Annotated in this window: 12 protein-coding genes, 4 pseudogenes and 1 riboswitch; of the genes and pseudogenes, 9 read left to right on the top strand and 7 right to left on the bottom strand. The window is 62.1% G+C overall.

What is annotated here, in order from left to right; translation table 11 throughout:
• Positions 1-53: 53 nt before the first annotated feature.
• Both rlmN and QTA57_RS05240 read right to left on the bottom strand, forming a co-directional pair.
• Positions 54-1,238, bottom strand: a complete 1,185-nt coding sequence (rlmN, locus tag QTA57_RS05245; RefSeq protein WP_290154008.1) for a 23S rRNA (adenine(2503)-C(2))-methyltransferase RlmN — start codon at positions 1,236-1,238, stop codon at positions 54-56.
• 66 nt (positions 1,239-1,304) lie between these two features.
• A complete protein-coding gene (locus QTA57_RS05240; protein WP_145213872.1) occupies positions 1,305-1,835 on the bottom strand; it encodes an invasion associated locus B family protein in 531 nt (176 codons plus the stop codon).
• A 171-nt stretch (positions 1,836-2,006) separates the two neighbouring features.
• Here QTA57_RS05240 and QTA57_RS05235 point away from each other — a divergent pair, with 171 nt between their 5' ends.
• The 4 genes and pseudogenes from QTA57_RS05235 (at position 2,007) to QTA57_RS05220 (ending at position 11,419) form a co-directional block, all read left to right on the top strand.
• The gene (locus QTA57_RS05235) at positions 2,007-3,014 is read left to right on the top strand and encodes an asparaginase (protein WP_290154007.1); all 1,008 of its coding nucleotides are present in this window, start codon (positions 2,007-2,009) and stop codon (positions 3,012-3,014) included.
• 176 nt (positions 3,015-3,190) lie between these two features.
• Positions 3,191-8,616: pseudogene (locus QTA57_RS18545) on the top strand (MG2 domain-containing protein).
• Positions 8,617-8,619: 3 nt separating this feature from the next.
• Positions 8,620-10,664, top strand: a pseudogene (gene pbpC / locus QTA57_RS18540) (penicillin-binding protein 1C).
• A gap of 341 nt (positions 10,665-11,005) precedes the next feature.
• A complete protein-coding gene (locus QTA57_RS05220; RefSeq protein WP_290154006.1) occupies positions 11,006-11,419 on the top strand; it encodes a hypothetical protein in 414 nt (137 codons plus the stop codon).
• A gap of 102 nt (positions 11,420-11,521) precedes the next feature.
• Here the strand turns inward: QTA57_RS05220 and QTA57_RS05215 are convergent.
• From QTA57_RS05215 to QTA57_RS05195, 5 genes and pseudogenes are all read right to left on the bottom strand, one after another.
• Positions 11,522-12,698, bottom strand: a pseudogene (locus QTA57_RS05215) (acetyl-CoA C-acyltransferase family protein).
• Positions 12,695-13,447 carry a metallophosphoesterase gene (locus tag QTA57_RS05210; RefSeq protein ID WP_290154005.1) on the bottom strand — a complete coding sequence of 251 codons (753 nt, stop codon included), beginning with the start codon at positions 13,445-13,447 and terminating at the stop codon, positions 12,695-12,697. Before QTA57_RS05210 ends, QTA57_RS05215 begins: the two are co-directional and overlap by 4 nt.
• A 119-nt stretch (positions 13,448-13,566) precedes the next feature.
• Complete coding sequence (locus QTA57_RS05205) at positions 13,567-14,001, bottom strand: MarR family winged helix-turn-helix transcriptional regulator (protein ID WP_290154004.1); 435 nt, start codon at positions 13,999-14,001, stop codon at positions 13,567-13,569.
• Between the two features lie 107 nt (positions 14,002-14,108).
• Positions 14,109-15,703 (bottom strand): annotated as a pseudogene (gene serA, locus QTA57_RS05200) (phosphoglycerate dehydrogenase).
• A gap of 44 nt (positions 15,704-15,747) precedes the next feature.
• On the bottom strand, positions 15,748-16,902 hold the full coding sequence (locus QTA57_RS05195) for a phosphoserine transaminase (RefSeq protein WP_290154003.1): 1,155 nt from the start codon (positions 16,900-16,902) through the stop codon (positions 15,748-15,750).
• 395 nt (positions 16,903-17,297) lie between these two features.
• Here QTA57_RS05195 and QTA57_RS05190 point away from each other — a divergent pair, with 395 nt between their 5' ends.
• The 5 genes from QTA57_RS05190 (at position 17,298) to QTA57_RS05170 (ending at position 21,691) form a co-directional block, all read left to right on the top strand.
• Positions 17,298-17,639, top strand: coding sequence for a MarR family winged helix-turn-helix transcriptional regulator (locus QTA57_RS05190; RefSeq protein WP_171558845.1), 342 nt, complete (start codon positions 17,298-17,300; stop codon positions 17,637-17,639).
• Positions 17,640-17,800: 161 nt separating this feature from the next.
• The gene (locus tag QTA57_RS05185) at positions 17,801-18,751 is read left to right on the top strand and encodes a metal ABC transporter solute-binding protein, Zn/Mn family (RefSeq protein WP_290154002.1); all 951 of its coding nucleotides are present in this window, start codon (positions 17,801-17,803) and stop codon (positions 18,749-18,751) included.
• Between the two features lie 9 nt (positions 18,752-18,760).
• Positions 18,761-19,567: a metal ABC transporter ATP-binding protein gene (locus tag QTA57_RS05180; RefSeq protein ID WP_290154001.1), complete on the top strand. Its 807-nt coding sequence runs from the start codon at positions 18,761-18,763 to the stop codon at positions 19,565-19,567.
• A 4-nt stretch (positions 19,568-19,571) separates the two neighbouring features.
• Positions 19,572-20,777, top strand: a complete 1,206-nt coding sequence (locus tag QTA57_RS05175) for a metal ABC transporter permease (protein ID WP_290154000.1) — start codon at positions 19,572-19,574, stop codon at positions 20,775-20,777.
• The gene (locus tag QTA57_RS05170) at positions 20,774-21,691 is read left to right on the top strand and encodes a metal ABC transporter permease (protein ID WP_290153999.1); all 918 of its coding nucleotides are present in this window, start codon (positions 20,774-20,776) and stop codon (positions 21,689-21,691) included. The genes QTA57_RS05175 and QTA57_RS05170 overlap by 4 nt, the downstream gene beginning before the upstream one ends.
• A gap of 65 nt (positions 21,692-21,756) precedes the next feature.
• Positions 21,757-21,954, top strand: a riboswitch (cobalamin riboswitch).
• Positions 21,955-22,069: the final 115 nt, after the last annotated feature.

Below are 22,069 nucleotides of genomic sequence, written 5' to 3'. Positions count from 1 at the left end.
GGTAAAAAGGCGGTCCGTTTGGGCCGCCTTTTTCTATTCCGTTATGCTATGATTTAGCCGGGTAGGCCGGTTTCCGCCGCAATCTGCGCGCGGGACTTCCGCGCCCGCTCGGTGGCGGATTTCAACTGACCGCAGGCGGCCATGATGTCTTCGCCACGCGGGGTTCGGATCGGACTGGCATAGCCAGCTTTGTAGACGATGTCGGCAAACTTCTCGATCCGCTGCCAATCGGAGCGCTCATAGGGCGCGCCGGGCCATTCATTGAATGGGATCAGGTTGATCTTCGCCGGAATGCCCTGGATCAGCTTGACCAGACGGCGGGCGTCTTCATCGCTGTCATTCACGTCTTTCAACATGACATATTCAAAGGTAATCCGCTCGCTGTTCGAGGCTTTCGGATAGGCCCGCAATGCGTCCAGCAACTCGGCAATCGGCCATTTCTTGTTGATCGGCACCAGCTTGTCACGCACCTCGTCGGTGGTTGCATGGAAACTGACGGCGAGCATACAGCCGATCTCTTCGGCGGTCCGCGCAATCTCTGGCACGACGCCGGAGGTCGAGAGTGTGATCCGGCGGCGGCTGAGCGAGATACCTTCCGGATCCATCGCGATCTTCATCGCATCGCGGACGCCTTCGAAGTTATAGAGCGGCTCACCCATCCCCATCAGCACAATGTTCGACAGAAGGCGCGGTTTCGCATCGGACCCTTCACCAGGTTCCGGCCATTCATCCAGGTCGTCGCGGGCCAGCATTACCTGACCAATGATCTCACCAGAGGTCAGATTGCGCACTAGTTTCTGCGTGCCGGTGTGACAAAAGGAGCACGTTAGCGTGCAACCGACCTGGCTCGAAATGCAGAGCGTCCCGCGATCTTCCTCGGGGATATAGACAACCTCGACCTCATGGCCGCCAGCGATCCGCACCAGATACTTCCGGGTGCCATCAGCGGAAACCTGACGGCTGACCACCTCGGGCAGAGCGATGACAAAACGCTCCGCCAGTTCAGCGCGATAAGCTTTGCTGAGATTGGTCATCGCATCGAAGTCGCGAATGCCCTTTTGGTAGATCCACTGCCAGATCTGGCCCACCCGCATCCGTGCCTGTTTCTCCGGCGTGCCATGGGCAATCAATGTCTCGCGCAATTGCGGACGTGTCAGGCCCACCAGATTGATGGGCCCGTCGGGCAATTTGCGCGGAATGGTCAAAACATCCTGCGTGACAGGGGCGCTGGCGGTCATGGGCGGTTTCCTCGGAGTGTCGCGGTCACATATAGGCCCGCGCGCCGCAAAGCAAACCCTTCTGCGTCAGCCGCCGCAGCGCGCCTCGGCATCCTCGACCGCAGCGGTGAAGCCCAAAAGCGAGAATGTGTCCTGCGTTTGCGTGCCACGGGACGACCGCGCCGTCAGCACCGCCTCGGCGCCGCGCTTCATCGCGGTCACGATCCGCTGATCATCCTGCTCGGACGCGGCCCATGCCATTTCGCCATCGGTAAAAAGCTCAAAGGTCGAGCTGCCGATCTGCATGCTAACGGTGGAGCCTTCAGCAAAGGGATAGCCGCCGGTAAACGACACTTCGCCACGTTTCTCTTCGGCGGGCCAATAGCTGACAAACATCAAAATCTCACCGCGCCGAACGGCGACAACCCGGCCATCACGCGTGTTGACGGTTTCGCTTGGCGTCGACACGACCCAGCATTGCGTCGGGTCGTCTTCAACGAAAACGCTCCAATCGGTCTCGGCATTGACCCGATTTGTCGATGTGTCCTGCGCCCAGGCCCCGCTTGCGGCCAGGCCTAGCGCCGTTGCGGCAAACGCACCCAACACCCACTGTTTCATCTTACTTCCTGCCTCCAGCCCTATTCTGCCTCTGCTCCGATCCTGCGGGTTTTTGCCTCTGAGAGATGGAACGGTGATTTCACTTTCTGCTGGCGCAGACTAACCTGATTTTCAAGCATGGGGAAAGCCCCGGTGGCAGAAATTCGCCGGGATGTGAAGAGGAGCGGAAGAATGCCGAACGCGGAGCCATTGGTCGAGGTCTGGCGCGGGCCGTTTTGCGAGAGTCTGCATCGCGGCCATGCGGTGATCTGGGACGCAGGCGGTGATATCGTGGCCGCTTGGGGCGACTCTGATGCGGTGATTCTACCGCGCTCGTCCTGCAAGATGATACAAGCACTGCCTTTGATCGAAAGCGGCGCGGCGGCGGCATTTGGGTTGAGCGATGCCCAACTGGCGCTGGCCTGCGCCTCGCATCAAGGCGCACATGTCCATACGGAGATGGTTGAGGCCTGGCTGGGCGATCTGGGCCTGCCGGAGGACGCATTTCGCTGTGGCCCACAAATGCCCAATGACAAGGGCGCGCGCTATGGGCTGATCCGGGCATTTGAAGAGCCGGGACAGAAGCACAACAACTGCTCGGGCAAACATTCCGGCTTTCTGACGCTCAGCAAACACCTGAAGGCAGGTCCCGAATATGTCGATTTGGACCACCCTGTGCAGATCGCAGTGAAGGCCGCTTTTGAAGAGACGACAGGTGAAACGAGCCCCGGCTATGGGATCGATGGCTGTTCGGCCCCGAATTTCGCCTGCACGGTGACGGGTTTGGCGCGGGCGATGGCCGGTTTCGCTGCCGCAACGGGCGATGGAGATACCCGAGATCGGGCTCAGCATCGGCTGACCCAGGCGATGGCGGCGTATCCGCATCTGGTCGCGGGCGAAGGCCGGGCATGCACCAATCTGATGCGGGCGATGGAGGGCCGCGCCTCGGTAAAGACCGGCGCCGAGGCGGTGTTTATCGCGATCCTGCCAGAGCAAAAGCTGGGCATCGCGGTGAAAATCGAAGACGGCACGACTCGCGGCGCCGAAGCGGTGATCACGCAACTTCTGGTCGGGGCGGGTGTGTTGGAGGCAGATCACCCGGTGGCGCATCAGTATCGCTATGGCCCGATCCGCAACCGGCGCGAAATCGAGACGGGGCAGTATCGGTTGGCTGCAGGGCTGGCTGATTGGACACTTTGAGCAGTTGCTTGCGGCACGGCAGCCTTTAGTCGAGGTGGTCTTTCAAGCAAACCCGGCGGCGCGCGACCTCTTTTGCGTGCCCAAGATTGACGCAGTATCGCGCCAGAGGAATCGTGGACAGAAACCGGGCCGAATGGCACGATAGAGGGGATTTTATTGACCTTTGGGAGGCTGCCATGCGCCCGGTTTTCGCTCTTCTTTTCAGCATTCTTCTCGCCGCACCCGTCTTGGCCCAAGAGGCCGTGCCGGAGCGATACATCGCGATCACTCGGGATATCGATTTCCCGGGCGGCGATTTGAGGCCGCTATTCGACACCACATTCGAAGCCTGCAACGCGGCCTGTCTGGCCGATCCGAACTGCGGGGCCTTCACTTTCAATCAACGCTCCAATGCCTGCTTCCCAAAATCCGGCGTCTTGGCGCAAGAGCCTTATGAAGGTGCGCTGTCTGCGCAGGTTTATGCCACTGATGCGGGCGTCTTGGCACGGCTGGACAGCCGGGTCGCCGCGCTGTCCTTCCTGCGCCAGGGCGATCTGCTTGCGGCACGTGGCCAGGCCAACGCTTTGGCCACACGGCATTACGCGGGCAGTTGGACAGCGCAACAGCTGGTCGATGCGGCTCGCAACGCAGCGGCGCAAGGCAACATCCAAAGCGCGATGCAATTCACCGGTGCCGCCATCACACGGAGCGATGACCCGGCGCTTTGGGCCGAATATGCGCGCCATCAACTGGCGTTGAGCCAAGAGCAAGGCCAATCGCGGTTTCAACTGGAAAGCGGTGCGCTCAATGCCGCGGTGAATGCGACGCTCCGCGCGCCGAATGGCCCGGTTCTTGCGGACGCTTTGAACACACTGGCCGAGACCCTGGAACGGCGCGGGCGTGGACGCGACATGATCCCGGCACTGCGTCTGGCCTTGGCTCAAGGACAGCGGGAGGATTTGGCGCAAGCGCTGGATCGGGCCATCGGGCTTTATGGCTTCCGCGTCGTCGAAACGCAGGTCGACAATGAAGCCGCGCAGCCACGGATTTGCGCCATCTTCTCGGAAGATTTGGCGCTTGGTGGCGTGTCATATGGCGATTTCCTCCAATCCGCCGTCTCTGGCCTCAGCGTTGATGCCGAGGAGCGACAGTTTTGCATCACGGGCGTGACCCATGGCCAACGGTACGAACTGATGCTCCGCGCAGGGTTGCCCGCTGCCTCGGGTGAGGTTCTGCAAGCGCCGGTTTCGATCCGGCAATATGTGCAGGATCGGACGCCTTCGGTCCGGTTCCCCGGTCGGGCTTATATCTTGCCCCGCAGTGAAGCCGCCGCGATCCCGGTCGTCGCGGTGAACACCGATGAAGTGGCATTACGTCTGTTCCGCGTGTCGGACCGAAACCTCGTCCGCTCGCTTCAGGAGGATTATTTCGGGCGCCCCCTGAACGAATGGGAGATCGACCGTTTCACCACCGAACTGGCCGAAGAGGTCTGGAACGGCAGCGGCGAGGTGATGCAAGAGTTGAACCGCGATGTAACGACCCGGTTGCCGATGGGCGATTTGCTGAACGATCTCGGGCCGGGGCTCTACGCTTTGGAGGCGCGCGCCGCGAACCTGCCGGCACGGGACACCACGGCGGCGACGCAATGGTTCTTGGTCAGCGATCTGGGCCTTTCCGCGATGAGCGGCACCGATGGCGTCCATGTGGTGGTGCGCGGCCTGAGCGATGCAGCCGCCCGCGCCGGTCTGACGGTCAGCCTGATCTCGGAATCGAACCGGGTCTTGGGCGAAGCGGTGACCGATGCCGATGGCTATGCCCTTTTCGATTCCGGGCTGGCCCTTGGCCGCGCCGGGGCGGCACCGGCCATGGTGACCGTGACCGATGGTAGTGACGATTATGCCTTTCTGTCGCTCCGTGAGGCAGAGTTCGACCTCTCCGACCGCGGCGTCGAGGGTCGCGAGGCGGCCGGCGCGATCGACCTGTTCCTGACTACCGAGCGGGGAGCCTATCGCGCGGGCGAAACCATCCACGCGACGGCCCTGGCCCGCGATGGGCAGGCGCAAGCCATCACTGGCCTGCCGCTCACCGCGATCCTGACCCGGGCGGATGGCGTGGAACACACCCGCAGCCTGATCGATGAGACCGGGGCAGGCGGCTATGTGTTCGCGCTGCCGCTTGGCACCAATGTGCCGCGTGGCACCTGGCGTTTGGCGGTTCATGCAGATCCGGACGCGCCTGCCTTGGCCACCGAAACGCTGCTGGTGGAGGATTTCCTGCCGGAGCGGATCGATGTGGTGCTGGACATGCCCGACGGGCCGATCCGGGCAGGAGACGTGCCGCGATTGGGGTTACAAGCCGACTATCTCTTTGGCGCGCCTGCTGGTGATTTGCCAGTGGAAGGCGAGCTGGTGCTGCGCGCGCGCTCAACGCTTGAGGAGTGGCCCGGTTATCGCTTTGGTCGCCATGATCAACCGCCAGAACCACGTTTCTCAGGGCTGAGCAGTCGGCAAGTCACCAATGCCGATGGCAGCGCTTTGCTGACGTTGGATCTCCCCGAGGTCGAGGGCCCGCCGCATCCGCGTGATCTGACCCTGACGGTGCGGGTCTCCGAAGGCTCGGGCCGCCCGGTGGAGCGGCAGATCACCCGCAGCCTAGAGCCGCAAGGCGCATTGATCGGCATCCGTCCCCTGTTTGACGGCACCTTGCCAGAGGGCGGTGAAGCGCAGTTTGATCTGATCGCGGTCAATGCAAATGGCGCGCTGCCGGTGGACTGGACGCTCAATCGCGTCGAACGCCGCTATCAGTGGTATTCGCAAGGCGGGGGCTGGAATTGGGAACCGGTGACGACACGAAGCGGATTGCCAGTGGGAACGCCGCGCTAGGGGGTGACCCAGTGCGGATCACGCAAGCGGTCGATTGGGGCGAATATGAGCTGCGCGTCGAAAGCGCCTCTGGTGCCTATACGATCAGTTCGACGGGGTTCAGCGCCGGCTGGTACGCGCCCGCCGATGCCGGCGGCACGCCAGATGTGCTGGAGGTTTCGCTTGATGCGGAGCGCTACCAGCCTGGCGACACCGCGCAATTGCGGATTGTGCCGCGTCAGGGCGGCACGGCGCTGATCCGGGTGATGTCGAACCGGTTGATCGACATGCAGATCGTCGAGCTTGGCGATGCGCCGACCGAGATCGCCCTGCCAGTGACCGAGGAATGGGGCAGCGGCGCTTATGTCAGCGCAACGCTGCTCCGGCCGGTGGCGGAGATCACCGCGCAGACGCCGGCCCGCGCCGTGGGTCTGGCCCATGCAACGGTGGACCCGGGCGACCGGGCGCTGGAGGTGGCACTCGATGTGCCAACGGAAGCGATGCCGCGCGGCCCGTTGGACGTGGCGCTACGTGTGGAGACCGCCGCGCCGGGCGACACGGTCTATGCCTCTATCGCAGCGGTCGATTTGGGTATCCTGAACCTCACAAGTTTCGATAGCCCCGATCCAGAGGCGCATTATTTCGGTCAGCGCCGCCTCGGCATGGCGCTCCGCGATGTGTACGGGCGTTTGATCGACAGCCGTACCGGGGCCGAGGGGCGGGTACGCTCTGGCGGCGACGCACAGGCGGGCATGCGCATGCAGGCACCTCCCCCGACTGAGGCGCTTGTGGCCTTCCATTCCGGGCCACTCACTGTCGGCGCGGATGGGTTGGCGCGGGCCAGTTTCGATGTTCCATCCTTCAATGGCACCGTGCGGGTGATGGCGCTGGCCTGGTCGGAAACCGGCGTGGGCCAGGCAGAGGCCGATGTGTTGGTCCGTGATCCGGTTGTGGTCACCGCCAGCTTGCCACGGTTTATGGCGCCTGGAGACACCGCGCGGATGCTTCTGGAGATCACCCATGCCACAGGGCCAACCGGCGATATGCGGCTGAGCCTCACCTCCACGCCGGGGGTTAATGTCGGATTGATGCCGTTTGGCGTGAGCTTGGGCGAAGGCGAGACGGTCCGCCTGCCAGTACCGATCGTGGCTGGCAACGCGACCGGATTGCAGGAGATCACCGTCGCGCTGACCCTACCCGATGGCAGCGTGCTGACCAAACCTCTGGCTCTGCCGGTGCAGGTGAATGACCCCGAAGTGGCCGAGACCAGCTTTGTGGCCTTGAACCCCGGCGAGACCTTCACCTTGGACGCCACGGCCTTCACCGGATTTCGCGCAGGCTCGGGCCGGGCGACGATCTCTGCCGGGCCGCTGGCGCGGTTCGATGCGCCGGGTCTCTTGCAGATGCTGGACCGCTATCCCTACGGCTGCACGGAGCAGGTGACCTCGCGCGCGATGCCGCTGCTCTATCTCTCTTCGGTGGCCGAGGCGATGGAGCTGACCACAGCCGATGATCTGGATCGGCGGATCAACCAGGCGATTGATGAGATCTTGGTGAACCAGGCGCAGAATGGCGGCTTCGGTCTCTGGGGTGCCTATTCCGGCGATCTCTGGCTGGATGCCTATGTCAGTGATTTCCTGTCCCGCGCGCGGGCGCAGGGATATCAAGTGCCTGATCTGGCCTTCAGCCGGGCCATCGACAATCTGCGCAACGAGGTCTCCTTCTACCCCGATTTCGAGGATGGCGGCGAAGATTTGGCCTATGCCTTGATGGTTCTTGCCCGTGAAGGCACGGCCTCGATGGGCGATCTGCGCTACTATGCGGATGTCAAAGCGGGCGCGTTCGGCTCGCCCTTGGCGCTTGGTCAGTTGGGCGCGGCGCTGGCGATGTACGGGGATCAGCCACGCGCCGATGCGATGTTCCGCGCCGGTTACGCCATGCTGCAAGCCGAACTGCCACAACAAGAGGCCGCGATTTGGCGGAGCGATTACGGCACCAATCGGCGCGATGCGGCGGGGCTCTTGTCGCTTGCGGTCGGCTCGGGTTCCGATGCGCTGCCAATCCCCGATCTAGCGCGCGTGCTCACGCCGGTGGGACGCACCGTCTCAACCCAAGAAGCGGCATGGAGCCTTCTTGCCGCCCATGCGTTGATCGATGCCGATCCGATCTCGGACTTGCAGATCGACGGGCAGCCGGTCACCGGGCCATTGGTTGAAGTGCTGCGGGCGGGGGACACAACCACACGCACCATCACCAATGCGGGGGCCGAACGGCGCGACCTGACCTTCACCCGCTTTGGGGTGCCCGAAGGTGCGACCGAGGCCTTCGGCAACGGCTATCGCATCACGCGGAGCTATGTGACGCTCGAGGGGCAGCCCGCCGATCCCGCCAATGTCCCGGTCGGCACACGGCTCGTGGCCTTGCTGACGGTGACCCCGTTTGATGGGCGGGAGGCGCGTTTGATGGTCAATGACCCGATGCCCGCCGGGTTCGAGATCGATAACCCGAACCTGCTGCGTGGCGGCGATATCCGGGCGCTGGACGGGTTCAACCTGGATGACGTCGCGACCCATACCGAGTTCCGGCAAGATCGATTCCTGGCCGCCGTCGATTGGCGCACGGATCGGAGTTTCCGCCTGGGCTATATCGTCCGCGCCGTCACGCCGGGCGGCTTCCACCATCCCGCCGCGAGTGTCGAGGATATGTATCGCCCGCAATATCGGGCGCAGACCGCCTCGGGTCGCTTGGTGGTGACGGAGTAACGTATGCGGTTTCGCGGCCCTCTGATCGCGCTGACCTTGCTCCTGTTGATCGGAGGCGTGGGGTTGGCGCGGCTGAATGCTTGGATTGATGCAACCGACCTACCGCCCTTGGTTCTGGCGACCGGGCTGGAGGTGGTCGATCAAGAGGGCACGCTTCTCCGCGCCTATACGGTGGAGGATGGGCGCTGGCGGTTGCCGGTCAGTCTGGCGGAGGTTGATCCGAACTTCATCGAGATGCTGGTGACCTATGAGGATCGCCGGTTCTGGACCCATCCCGGCATTGACCTCCGGGCCTTTGCCCGCGCCGGGTGGCAGGCGCTGCGGAACGGGCGCATCGTGTCGGGCGGCTCAACCCTGACAATGCAGGTCGCGCGGCTGTTGGAGGATAGCGGCACAGGGGCCTGGGAGGGCAAGCTCCGGCAAATCAGAGTGGCGCTCGCGCTGGAACGCGTGCTGAGCAAAGACGAAATCCTGACGCTCTATCTGCATCTGGCGCCCTATGGTGGCAATTTGGAAGGCATCCGCGCCGCGAGCCTGACGTGGTTCGGGACAGAGCCACGCCGCCTGACCGCGGCGCAATCCGCCTTGCTGGTGGCCATCCCGCAAGCCCCCAACAGCCGCCGCCCCGATCGCTTCCCCGAAGCGGCACGTGTGGCGCGCGACAGGGTTTTGGACCGGGCAATTCGGTTCGGCGGCCTGAGCGAGAACGAGATTGCCTGGGCCCGCCGTGCCCCATCCCAACCGAACGTCGCGATTTCCCGGTGTTGGCGCCGCATCTGGCGGATCGGATGATCGCGGACCGGCCGACGGCCATGCGCCATACCCTGACACTTGATGCAGGGCTGCAAGCGCAGATGGAAGTCTTAGCTGAGCAAGCTGTGGCCGGGCGCGACGCACGGCTCACTGCCGCGATCATGGTGTTGAATCACCAAACCGGCACGCTTCGCGCCTCCGTCGGGGCGGCGGATTTTGCCGATGATACCCGACAGGGTTTTGTCGATATGACCCAGACCTTGCGCTCGCCAGGCTCGACCTTGAAACCCCTCATCTATGGGCTGGGCTTTGAGGCAGGGTTGATCCATCCGGAAAGCATGATCGAGGACCGGCCGGTTCGGTTCGGCCGCTATGCGCCGCAGAATTTCGACAATGTCTTTCGTGGCGAGCTGAGTGTCCGCCGCGCCCTACAAGCCTCACTGAACATTCCTGTTGTGAGCCTGCTGGATGAGATGGGTCCGGCCGAGATGCTGACCCGTATGGACCGCGCCGGGATGCAGGCGGAGCTTTCGGACGGTGCGCCTGGCTTGGCGATTGGCTTAGGCGGCCTCGGCACGCGGATGGAAGATCTGATGCAGCTTTATGCGATGATCGCGCGGGGTGGGGAGGCGATGCCTTTACGCGTCCGCGCCGAAGAGAATGCCGGGGTCCGCACCCGTGTTCTCTCGGAAACAGCCGCGTGGTATCTGGGCGATATTCTCTCGGGCGTCGCGCCGCCGGCGAACGCGCCGCGCAATCGGCTCGCCTATAAGACCGGCACAAGCTATGGGCACCGCGATGCTTGGGCGTTTGGATTTGATGGGCGGCATGTGGTAGGCGTCTGGCTTGGCCGCGCCGATGGCGCCTCGGTGCCGGGCGCTTTCGGGGCGGAGGTGGCCGCGCCTCTGCTCTTTGAGGCGTTCGCGCGGCTTGGCCCTGATCTGGTGCCGCTTGCGCCACCGCCTTTGGGAGCGCTGACCATCTCACAAGCGGAACTGCCCCTGCCGCTCCGCCGGTTCCAGCCGCAAGGCGGAGGCCGTGGGGATACCGACGCGCCCGAGATCGCGTTTCCGCCCGATGGCGCGGTTCTGGCGGCCTCGCCTGACCTGCCGCTCTTGGCGCGCGTCGATCGGGGAACACCGCCCTTCACCTGGCTCTGGAATGGACGACCTGTCGCAACGGGCGTGTTTGATAGACAGGTCGACCTGGGTGCAACGACACCAGGCTTTGTCGAATTGACGGTGATTGATGCCGCTGGCCGGGCCGAGCGCGGGTTTGTTGAAATCGCCCGCTAACGCGATCTAACCCAAGCATTCGAATCGCAGTTTCCCGCTTTTGCGTCAGATCGGCCTGCAATCCTTAGATTTCTGTCACGTTTCTCACGGGCTGGTGAGCGTAAGGCGCTGTTTTTGTGAGAGTTGTTGCGATTGATCACGGGGCCGTGGGGGCGCGTGACAAGGGGGCAGATGGCGCAGATAGGTATATGTGCACATACGCACCAATATTCGTCATTTCTCACGCTTTCGTGGGGTGAAACACCGAAACACACCCCCTAAATTCATCTCATCGGACGCAGACAGCGCCCAACACAACAACCAAGACACACGACAACACACACACCGAAAGGACACCCAACATGAAACGCATCGCACTCACCACCGCCCTCGCCCTGTCGCTCGCCGCTCCGGCTTTCGCAAGCGAGCAACTGGCCGCTTCCCTCGGCGTCGACGCCGGCGACTACACCGTGGCCGAACTGATCCAACTGCGTGACGCTTATGAGAACAACGACCGGGCTTATGTCGCCTTCCTGACCGGCGGCGGTTCGGAAACGATCTCCACGCAAAGCTTCGGTGGCGTTAACCGCGCATCTGAAATCGCGCTGAGCCAGCTGGAGCAGGATGACGAGCACATCCGCGCAAACTTCGTCCGCAACGGCGGCGCAGAAGTGGTCTCGACCCAAAGCTTCGGCGGTAACCCGGTTGTGGCAGACTTCGCGCTCCGCACCCTGCAGGAAGACGACGAGCACATCCGCGCAAACGCGTTCAACTAATCCCCCAAGGCAATCGGGGGCCTCTCCCTCCCCCCAAATGCCCAAACAAAAGCCCCCCTTGCAAATCAGCAAGGGGGGCTTTTTTACTTTCGCAATCGACGCTTAGAGACGCTCGATGGCCAATGCGATGCCTTGACCGCCGCCGATGCACATGGTGATCAGCGCTCTCGATCCGCCAATACGCTCCAGTTCATAGAGCGCCTTTATAGTGATAATCGCACCCGTTGCCCCAACCGGATGGCCCAAAGCAATCGCACCGCCATTTGGGTTCACCTTGGCCGGATCCAGACCGAGACCCTTATTCACGGCCAAAGCTTGGGCGGCGAAGGCTTCATTCGACTCAATCACATCGAAATCAGTGATCGACAGGCCCGTCTTCGCAAGAAGGTTCTCAACTGCCGGCACCGGGCCGATGCCCATCACCTCGGGCCGCACGCCCGCATGGGCATACCCGAGAATGCGGGCGCGGGGTTTCAAGCCCGCCGTCTCCGCAGCCTCCGCCCGCGCCATAACAAGCGCCGCCGCGCCATCATTGATGCCGCTGGCATTGCCCGCCGTCACCGTGCCGTCTTTCTTGAACACGGTGCGCAGCCCGCCAAGCGCATCAAGGGTGGTCGCCTTGGGGTGCTCGTCGGTGTCGAAATCCACCATATCGCGCTTCACCCGGACCTGAACCGGCACGATCTGCTCTTTGAAATACCCCGCCTCGATGGCTTTCGCCGCGCGCGTCTGGCTTTCCATGGCAAAATCATCCTGCGCATCTCGGGTGATCTCATGCTCGGAGGCGACGTTTTCGGCCGTCACACCCATATGACCGGTGCCAAACGGGCAGTTCAGCGCGCCCAGCATCATGTCTTGCGCGCCGGTATCGCCCATCTTCTGACCCCAACGCGCGGCGGGCAGGATATGCGGCCCGCGGCTCATGCTTTCGCGCCCCGCCCGCAAGACCGAAATCCGCATCGCCCAACATCAGAGATTGCACCACCGACACAATCGCCTGCGCGCCAGAGCCACAAAGTCGGTTCACATTCATCGCGGGCGTTGTGTCGGGAATGCCCGCGCCCATCGCCGCGACGCGAGAGAGATACATATCGCGCGGCTCGGTATTGATCACATGACCATAAGCCACATGGCCGATTTGGCCGCCTTCGACACCCGCCCGCTCGAGCGCGGCTTTGGCCACCGTCGCGCCCAGATCGATCGGCGTGGTGCCCGCAAGCGACCCGCCGAATGTGCCGATCGCGGTGCGTGCGCCTGACAAGATCACAATATCGGTCATACGTTCTCTCCTCCATCTCCGGTTTGACCGGATAAATACACCAGCGTGACCTCCGGCGGTGCCCCAATTCTAAGCGGTGCGCCACTATAGCCCAGGCCAGCCGAGACGATGAGGCGGCCATCTCCTCGGGCATGAGCGCCATAGGCCAAACGCCCGGCATAGCGAGACGGCGTAAGGGGCCGCCAGCCGAAGAGATTCATCTGACCCGCATGGGTATGGCCGCTGACCTGGACGGCGACGCGCGGGTCATCTTCCATGAAATAGTCCGGTTCATGCGCCATCAAGACCACAGACGCACCCTCGGGCACCGCGTCAAAGGCGCGGTCAGGATCATGGCGCGGGCGCGGACGATGCGTTGAGCCATGACCTTGCTGACTGTCGAACCCGACAAGCCAGAAGGCCTCGGATCGGCTCCGGATCTGCACAGCCTGATTGCTCAGAACCGGAATGCCAGCCGCTTCGAGAGCTGGGGTAACAGACCCATGCGAATGGTCATTGCGCCGCGCCTGACGGCAATCCTTCCAATCGTGATTGCCAAGGCTCGCAAACACGCCCAGCGGCGCGGTGAGTGCTGCGAGCGTTTGAGCGATTGTCTCCGCATCGGTCGGCAGAGAGGGCAGTTTGCGACCAATCAGAAAGTCACCGGGTAGCAAGATCAGATCAGGTTCCAGCGCATTCACGCCTGCCACAACCCGCGCCAAAGCATCGGGAGTGACCCAAGGCCAACAGATATGCAGATCGGAAATCAATGCGATGCGGAGCGGCGGCCCGGCCCAACGCGAGGTCTCGACGTTGTGCCGAGTGAGGACGGGCCTGCATCCGATACTGAAGATGGGCCAGCGACCAGATCGCTCTTGAAACACCAAACCTACCCGCCCGATTTCTCCAAAAGCGCCTCGACGCCTGCCAGAAAGCCGTCTGCATCTGCGCCAAGCCGCGCCATCAACTCGGCCTGATACGCATGCGCGAGCGGCGTCAGCTCCGCCATCATAGCGCGACCTTTCTCGGTCAAAGCAAGCTCCACCAAGCGCCGGTCAGAGGTGCTGGTCTGCTTGGTGATATAGCCCGCCTCTTCCAGCCGGGTCGCCGCGCGGCTGACCTTGGATTTGTCCATATCCACGCGGGCATGGATTTCTCGCACGGAGACTGCACTCTCTTGGCTGAGATGCGCCACCACCCGCCATTCGGCCCGAGAAAGGCCAAACCGGTCGTGATAAATCTGCGAGTATTCCCGGCTCAGGCGGCCAGCCAATACCATCATCCGATAGGGCAGGAATGAATCGAGGTGGAAGGACTCGGCCATGGGTAATCCGTTGCAGATGCGACGAGACCCAGAGTGGCGCGAAAAGCGTGCCTGTTCAAGCCGAACACGGCCCGCGTCGAACAAACGTCAAGGCGGGCCGTCGGTATCTATGCCGCCGAGAACCGCAATGGGCGGACCTGTTGGAACAGGCCCGTGGCACGCAGCGTCTCCAGCACTTCGGCAGGCGGTTGATCGTCGAGATAGAGCAAGGCAATCGCATCCTGCCCGGCCCCAGACCGGCCTAGGGTAAAGTTCGCTATGTTCACCCCATGCTCGCCCATCGTATGGCCAAGCGTGCCGATGATGCCCGGAACATCATCATTGGTGGTATAGAGCATATCTCTCCCACCTCGGCGTCGATATTGATCCCCTTGATCTGGATGAAGCGTGGTTTGCCATCGGAGAAGACGGTGCCCGCAATCGACCGCTGCCGTTCCGGCGTCTTCACTTGCAGACGGATATAGCCTTCGAACACACCGGTTTTATCCTGGGTGGTGGTGGAGATTTCCACGCCCCGCTCTTTCGCGATCACCGGGGCGGAGACCATGTTTACATCCGGGTTGGTCGCTTTCATCAGCCCGGCAATAGCGGCACAGTTCAGTGCCTCGAGATTCATGTCTTTGACCAGGCCGTTATAGGTGATTGAAATCTCTTCAATCGCTTCCTCGGTCAGCTGGCCGACAAACTCGCCCAAATGCTCGGCCAGTTTCACCCACGGTCCCATAACTGCGGCCTCTTCGGCGGTGACGGATGGCATGTTGAGTGCGTTGGAGACAGCGCCGGTCAGCAGGTAGTCCGACATCTGCTCGGCCACTTGCAGGGCCACATTTTCCTGCGCCTCGGTGGTGGCCGCGCCAAGATGCGGGGTCACAACCACATTGGGCAGGTTGAAAAGTGGGCTTTCGGTGGCGGGCTCGACGGCGAAGACGTCAAAGGCGGCCCCCGCGACGTGGCCATTTTTCAAAGCCTCGGCCAAAGCATCCTCGTCGACCAAGCCGCCACGGGCGCAGTTGACGATGCGAACGCCCGGCTTCAATTGCGCAATGTTCTCAGCGCTGAGGACGTTCCGGGTCTTGTCCGTCAGGGGCACATGTAGGGTGATGAAATCGGCGCGTGGCAGAAGCTCTTCCAGTTCGACCTTCTCGACACCCATTTTCATCGCGCGCTCTTCGCTGAGGAATGGGTCATAGGCCACAACTTTCATCTTCAGCCCCAAGGCGCGATCGCAGACAATAGAGCCGATATTCCCGGCGCCAATCACGCCCAGGGTCTTGTTGGTCAACTCGACGCCCATGAAACGCGACTTTTCCCATTTACCGGCATGTGTGGAGGCGTTGGCCTCTGGGATTTGCCGCGCCACAGCCATCATCATCGAGATCGCGTGCTCCGCTGTGGTGATCGAGTTCCCGAAGGGCGTGTTCATCACAATGATCCCCTTCTTCGAGGCCACGGGGATGTCCACATTGTCGACGCCGATCCCGGCGCGGCCGACAACTTTCAGATTGCTGGCCGCAGCGATGACTTTCTCGGTCACCTTGGTCGCGGACCGAATGGCGAGACCGTCATATTGACCAATTACTTCCAGCAGGCGGTCTTTGTCTTTGCCAAGACCGGGTTCGAAATCCACATCGATCCCGCGGTCGCGGAAGATTTGCACGGCGGTTTCGCTTAGCTTGTCGGAAACCAGAACTTTGGGGGCCATCTCAGGCGCTCCTTTTGTCAGAGAATAGGATCTAATAAGGGGACTTAGGCCGCTTCGGACTGGGCGTCGATCTCGGCGTCGAAGGCCCAGGAGAGCCAAGGCAGCATCGCTTCGATATCCGAGGTCTCCACCGTCGCGCCGCACCAGATCCGCAAGCCGGGAGGCGCATCACGGTAGGCTCCGATATCAAGCGCTATCCCTTCGGCTTCCAACCGTTTGGCGACGGCTTTGGCAAACCCGGCACCATCCGAAATGCGCGGATCGACGAATTTCAGGCAGACCGAGGTGTTGGACCGAGTCGCGGGGTCATTGGCTAGGTTCTCGATCCAGGGCGTAGTTTCGACAAAGTCGAAAATCGCCTGCGCATTGGCGTCGGCCCGCGCCATCAAGGCTGGCAGCCCGCCGATCTCGCGCGCCCAGTCGAGCGCAACCAGATAGTCTTCCACGGCCAGCATCGACGGCGTGTTAATCGTCGCCCCGGTGAAGATACCGTCGATCAGCTTGCCGCCTTTGGTCAGACGGAAGATTTTCGGCAGCGGCCATGCGGGGGTGTACTTTTCGAGCCGTTCAACGGCACGGGGGCTCAGGATCAACATCCCATGCGCCGCCTCGCCGCCCATGACTTTCTGCCAAGAGAAGGTGGTCACATCGAGCTTGTCCCAAGGCAAATCCTGCGCGAAGGCCGCGCTGGTTGCATCGCAGAGCGTCAGCCCGGCCCGGTCGGCGGGGATCACATCACCCGATGGCACACGCACGCCCGAGGTGGTGCCGTTCCAGGTGAAACACACGTCGCGATCATGGTCTAACGCGGCCATATCAACGATGTCGCCATACTCGGCCGTATGCACCTCAGCCTCGATCTTCAGCTGTTTGACCACGTCGGTCACCCAACCCGCGCCGAAGCTTTCCCAGGCCACCATCTCAACCGGGCGCGCGCCCAGGAGGTTCCACATCGCCATCTCAAATGCACCGGTGTCAGAGGCGGGTACGATGCCGATTTTATACTCCGCCGGAATGCCCAGCAGCTCTCGCGTGCCTTCGATTGCGGCCTTGAGCTTGTCTTTGCCAACAGCGGCGCGATGCGACCGACCCAAAGAGGCGTCGGCAAGCTTGTCCAGGGTCCATGTCGGGGGTTTGGCACAGGGGCCAGATGAAAAACGCGGATTGACCGGCCGCGCGGCCGGGGTGTTCGTAACCATCGGTAGTATCCTCACAGATATGCGCCCCTCGTTGGGGAGGGGTGTCCCACCTTTGGGGATACGCGGGCGGCTTCGGTGACACAAGTCAGAAAACCGCGCAAAATGCCGCAAACCGCACCCGCAACCTGGACGCGACTGCCCTTATGGGGGAAAATCATATTTTACAGTATTTTAGGCTGATTTCGCACAACCAGCGGAAGATCACGTAACGGCAAGTTCGTGCAATTTTTAGTTGCGCCCTATCGAAATCTAACATTAAACCTTAAAATATTACCGTATGAGTGCATAGAAAGAGTCCAGCCATGAGAGACTCGTCACAGAGCAAAACGTTTGAACTAAGTGATTTTCTTCCATTCCAAATGGCGGTTGTGTCGTCACGTTTGTTTCAGACCATCATGTCTGACAGCGGGCTGCAACTGCCCGAATGGCGGATCATGATGGCGTTGCCGACCAATCAACCCTGCTCCTCCAATGACCTGTGTATCCTGACCGCAATGGATGCGGCGCGGGTGAGCCGGGCGCAGCGGCGGCTGGAAGATCTGGACCTGATCGATGTGAAACAAGATCGGCAGGACCGACGCCGTTTGATCGTCCAGCTCAGCGACACCGGTCAGCGAGAGTTCGACCGGTTGCAGACGGCCGCGCGCACAGTCGAGGCGAATATGCTCGACACGATGACCCCATCGGAACGCGCGAGTCTTCAAGTGACGATGTCGTCACTCTTCTCTAAGCTTTAGCGTCAACCAACATAGTTTCACACAAAGCGAAGGCTCCAGAGCCTTCGAAAGTCGTGTCTTGCGCAGTTACAGTTTGCGACTGACTCGCAAAAGCATTGACTTTCTGCGAGTCAGTCGCAATATCAATTGTGACGGCGTTCAAAGGAACGGATTCTGTGACGATGATGAAATCTCTGTTGACGGCTGCGGCCACTGTTTTGGCGCTCTCGGGCGCGGCCATGGCCCAAGATCGGATGACGATTGTGGCCACCACCGGCATGGTTGCCGATGCGGCGCGTGTGGTTGGCGGCGATCTGGTCGAGGTGCAGGCCCTGATGGGGCCGGGTGTCGACCCACATGCGTATCGTCAAACCCGCAGCGATATCGTCGCCATGACACGCGCCGATCTGGTGCTGTGGCACGGGCTGTTCCTGGAAGCGCAGATGGAAGATTTCTTTGCCGATCTGAGCCAAAACCGGCCAGTTGTCGCGGTGGCCGAAGAAATGCCACGCGACGTTCTCTTGGCGCATGACGATTACGACGGTCGGTTTGACCCACATGTCTGGATGGACCCGGAGCTTTGGGCGCTTGTCGTGGCCGAAGTCGAAGAAGCGCTGAGCGATGTGCAGCCCGAGAACGCAGAGGTTTTTGCGGCGAACGCCGCCGCCCATACCGAGCATCTGACCCAACTGGCCGCTTATGCCGACGAGGTTTTGGGCACCGTCCCTGAGACGGCGCGCGTGCTTTTGACCGCCCATGATGCATTCAACTATTTTGGCAACGCGCATGGGTTTGAGGTCATGGGAATCCAGGGGATTTCGACCGAATCCGAGGCCGGATTGGCGCGGATTGCCGAACTGGTTGATCTGCTTGTCCAGCGGCAAGTGGGCGCGGTCTTCGTCGAAAGCTCCGTCTCTGATCGCAATATCCGCGCCCTGATCGAAGGGGCCGCAGCGGAAGGCCATGAGGTGATCGTCGGTGGCGAGCTCTATTCCGACGCGATGGGTGCCGATGGCAGCTATGAAGGCACTTATCTCGGCATGATCGATCACAATGTGACGGTGATCACCCGCGCGCTCGGCGGCACCGCGCCGGAACGCGGCATGAATGGCCTGCTCTCGGCAGGCATGTAAGAGGCTCTTATGACGGCACTAAATCTGGCAACCCAAAACGGCCATCGCGCCCAGGCAGCCAATATCGCTCTCAGCCCCCTGGCGATCCGGGGGCTGACGGTGTCTTACGGTGAGAAACCGGCGATCTTCTCGGTCGATATGACCGTCCAGCCGGGATCGATGACTGCCATCATCGGGCCGAACGGCGCCGGGAAATCGACCCTCTTAAAGGCCGCATTGGGCGTTATTCGTCCGCTTTCGGGCCATGTGACGGTTTTTGGTCAACCGCTGGACAGGCAACGCGGGCGCATCGCTTATGTGCCGCAGCGCGCCAGCGTGGATTGGGATTTCCCGACCACGGTTTTGGACGTGGTGTTGATGGGACTCTATCGTGAGCTGGGCCTTTTGCGTCTAGTGCGCGGGGAGCACCGCCAGACCGCCGCAGAGGCACTGGAGCGCGTTGGCATGAGCGATTTCGCGAACCGGCAAATTGGCCAGCTCTCCGGTGGGCAGCAGCAACGCGTGTTCCTGGCCCGCGCTTTGGCACAGAAGGCCGATCTCTATCTTCTGGACGAACCGTTTGCCGGTGTCGATGCCGCCACCGAAAAGGCCATCATTGCGGTTCTGAAGAGCCTCAAAGCCGAGGGTAAAACCGTTATCGCCGTTCATCATGACCTCGCCACGGTCGAGCAATATTTCGACCACGCATTCCTGATCAACACGCGACCCATTGCCGAAGGCACGGTGGCCGAGGCCTTCACCGCCGAGACCTTGCAAGCGGCCTACGGCGGGCGGCTGGCCACGGCGCAGATCGACCGGCTGAGCCAAGCGGGCTAGGCCCATGTTGCTTGAGGCGCTCACCCTCCAGCTTGGCTATAACGCCACGTTGGTTGCCATCGGCGCGATGCTGCTTGGCATCGCGGCGGGGGTGACGGGCACGTTCCTTTTTCTCCGCAAACGCGCCCTGGTCTCCGACGCGATCAGCCATGCGACACTGCCCGGTGTCGGGTTGGCCTTTATCGTCATGGTCTGGTTCGGCATGGACGGGCGAAGCCTGATCGGGCTGCTCATCGGCTCGGCGCTGTCTGCCTGGGTTGGGCTGCTTTGCGTTCAATGGCTGAGCAATCGCACACGGCTGAGCGAGGATTCCGCCATCGGAGCCGTGCTCTCGGTGTTCTTCGGTGCCGGTGTGGTCTTGCTGACTGTAATCCAGGGAATGAGCGCCGGGCGGCAAGCTGGGCTCGACTCGCTCCTTTTGGGGTCCACGGCCGGGATGCTGTTATCCGATGCGATACTGATTGCGGTGGGCGGCGCGCTGGTTCTGGCGCTGACTCTGCTCCTCAGACGGCCGATGTCGCTCGTGGCTTTTGACAGTGACTATGCAGCCGCATCGGGCCTGAGCGTCGCGCGGATCGACCTGGCCACGATGGGGCTCGTTCTCGCAGTCACGGTGGTTGGTTTGAAGATCGTCGGGCTGATCCTGATTGTCGCTCTGTTGATCATTCCGCCGGTCACGGCCCGGTTCTGGACCGAACGGACCGAGCGGGTCTGGCTAATCGCGGGCGCATTGGGTGGTCTCTCTGGTTATGTCGGTGCGGCGATCTCTGCCTCTGCTCCGGCCTTACCCACCGGGCCGATCATCGTACTTGTGGCGTTTGCCCTCTTCGTGCTCTCGCTTCTCTTCTCGCCGGCACGCGGGGTTTTGTCCTCTGTCTTGACGCATTTGCAATATCGCCGCCGCGTCCACCGCCGCCAGGGGCTTTTAGCATTGGCGCAAGGCCAGCCGATCTATGAAGGCTATACCCTCCGCCTGCTGCAACGGGAGGGGTTGGCCCGCGCCGATGGCGTCGCAACCGAAGAGGGGCAGGCCCGGGCCGCAAAAGCTCTGCTGGATGAAAAACGTTGGGAGATCCTGCGTGGGTTGCAGGCGCATGAAGCCACCGCTGCGCGCTATGACGGGCTGACCAATCTAGAAACGATCCTGACAAAGGATCAGCTCCGCGATCTCGACACACGGATCGCCGCCCCGCGCGAGGTGACCCCATGAGCGGCGCCGAATTCGTCCCTCTCTCCCTCACGCCACTCTTGATCGGCATCTTTGCCGCGATCGCTTGTGCGCTGCCCGGAAATTTCCTGGTGCTGCGCCGTCAGGCACTGATTGGCGATGCGATCTCTCATGTGGTCCTCCCCGGGATCGTCGTGGCCTTTCTGCTGACCGGCGCGGTCACAGCCTGGCCGATGATGCTGGGCGCGGCGGGGGCCGCGCTGGTTTCTGTCGTCTTGATCGAGGCGATCCGCCGTCTGGGTCAGATCGAAACTGGCGCTGCCATGGGCGTGGTCTTCACGGCGATGTTTGCCGGCGGTGTGTTGCTCCTTGAACGCTCCGATACCTCTTCGGTGCATTTGGATGTCGAACACGCGTTGATGGGCAATCTGGAAAGCTTGATCTGGCTGGAGGCCACCGGCTGGCATTCGCTGCTTGACGGCGACGCGCTTGCTGGTCTGCCCCCAGAGCTCTCACGCTTGGCCGTGGTCCTCCTGCTCGTGGTGCTCTTCACTTGGATCTTCTGGCGTCCGCTCAAAATCTCCACCTTCGATGAAGGTTTCGCGCAAGTTCTTGGCATGCGGACCGGTCTCCTTGGCATCGCCCTGGTCATGATCGCCGCCATCGCGGCGGTCGCAGCCTTTGACGCGGTTGGCTCGATCATCGTCATCGCGATGTTCATCTGCCCACCAGCGGCGGCGCGACTGATGACTGACAGTTTGGGTCGGCAAGTGGCTTGGAGCGTGGTCTTCGCCACCCTCTCGGCCACGCTTGGGTATGTTTTTGCGGGCTACGGCCCGCTCTGGCTGGGCGGGTCCGATTCGGTCAGTGCTGCTGGCATGATCGCCACCGTCTCAGGTGTGATCCTGGCACTCACGGCGCTGTTTGGCCCCCGGCGGCGCGGCATGATGGCGTAACCATCCGCGACGCATTCCCGCAATCAAACCGTCGCATTCGGACTTGAGCCAAAGCCCGGCGCGGCGTAAGCACGATCTACTTCGGTCCGGGCGGCGTGAGTCGTCTGGGTAAAAGGGAACACGGTGAGACTCCGTGGCTGCCCCCGCAACTGTAAGCGGCGAGCGAGACTGGACTATGCCACTGCGGCCCCATATGGGCCACGGGAAGGCCCAGCCAAGCATCGACCCGCGAGTCAGGAGACCTGCCGAGGTGATCACCCTGTCCGGACGCGGGAGGCGTCATGGGCAACGGTCTTTCCGTCGTGGTGGCAATCTCACCGTCTGCGGCGGGGCCATCCCCCTTCCAAAGACAAATCGTTGCACCACGCAGCCCCGGGG

This window comes from Fontisubflavum oceani (assembly GCF_030407165.1).
Classification (GTDB): Bacteria; Pseudomonadota; Alphaproteobacteria; order Rhodobacterales; family Rhodobacteraceae; genus Rhodophyticola; species Rhodophyticola oceani.
Note: the sequence above shows the minus strand (reverse complement) of the source record. Positions and strands in the feature narration are given on the sequence as shown.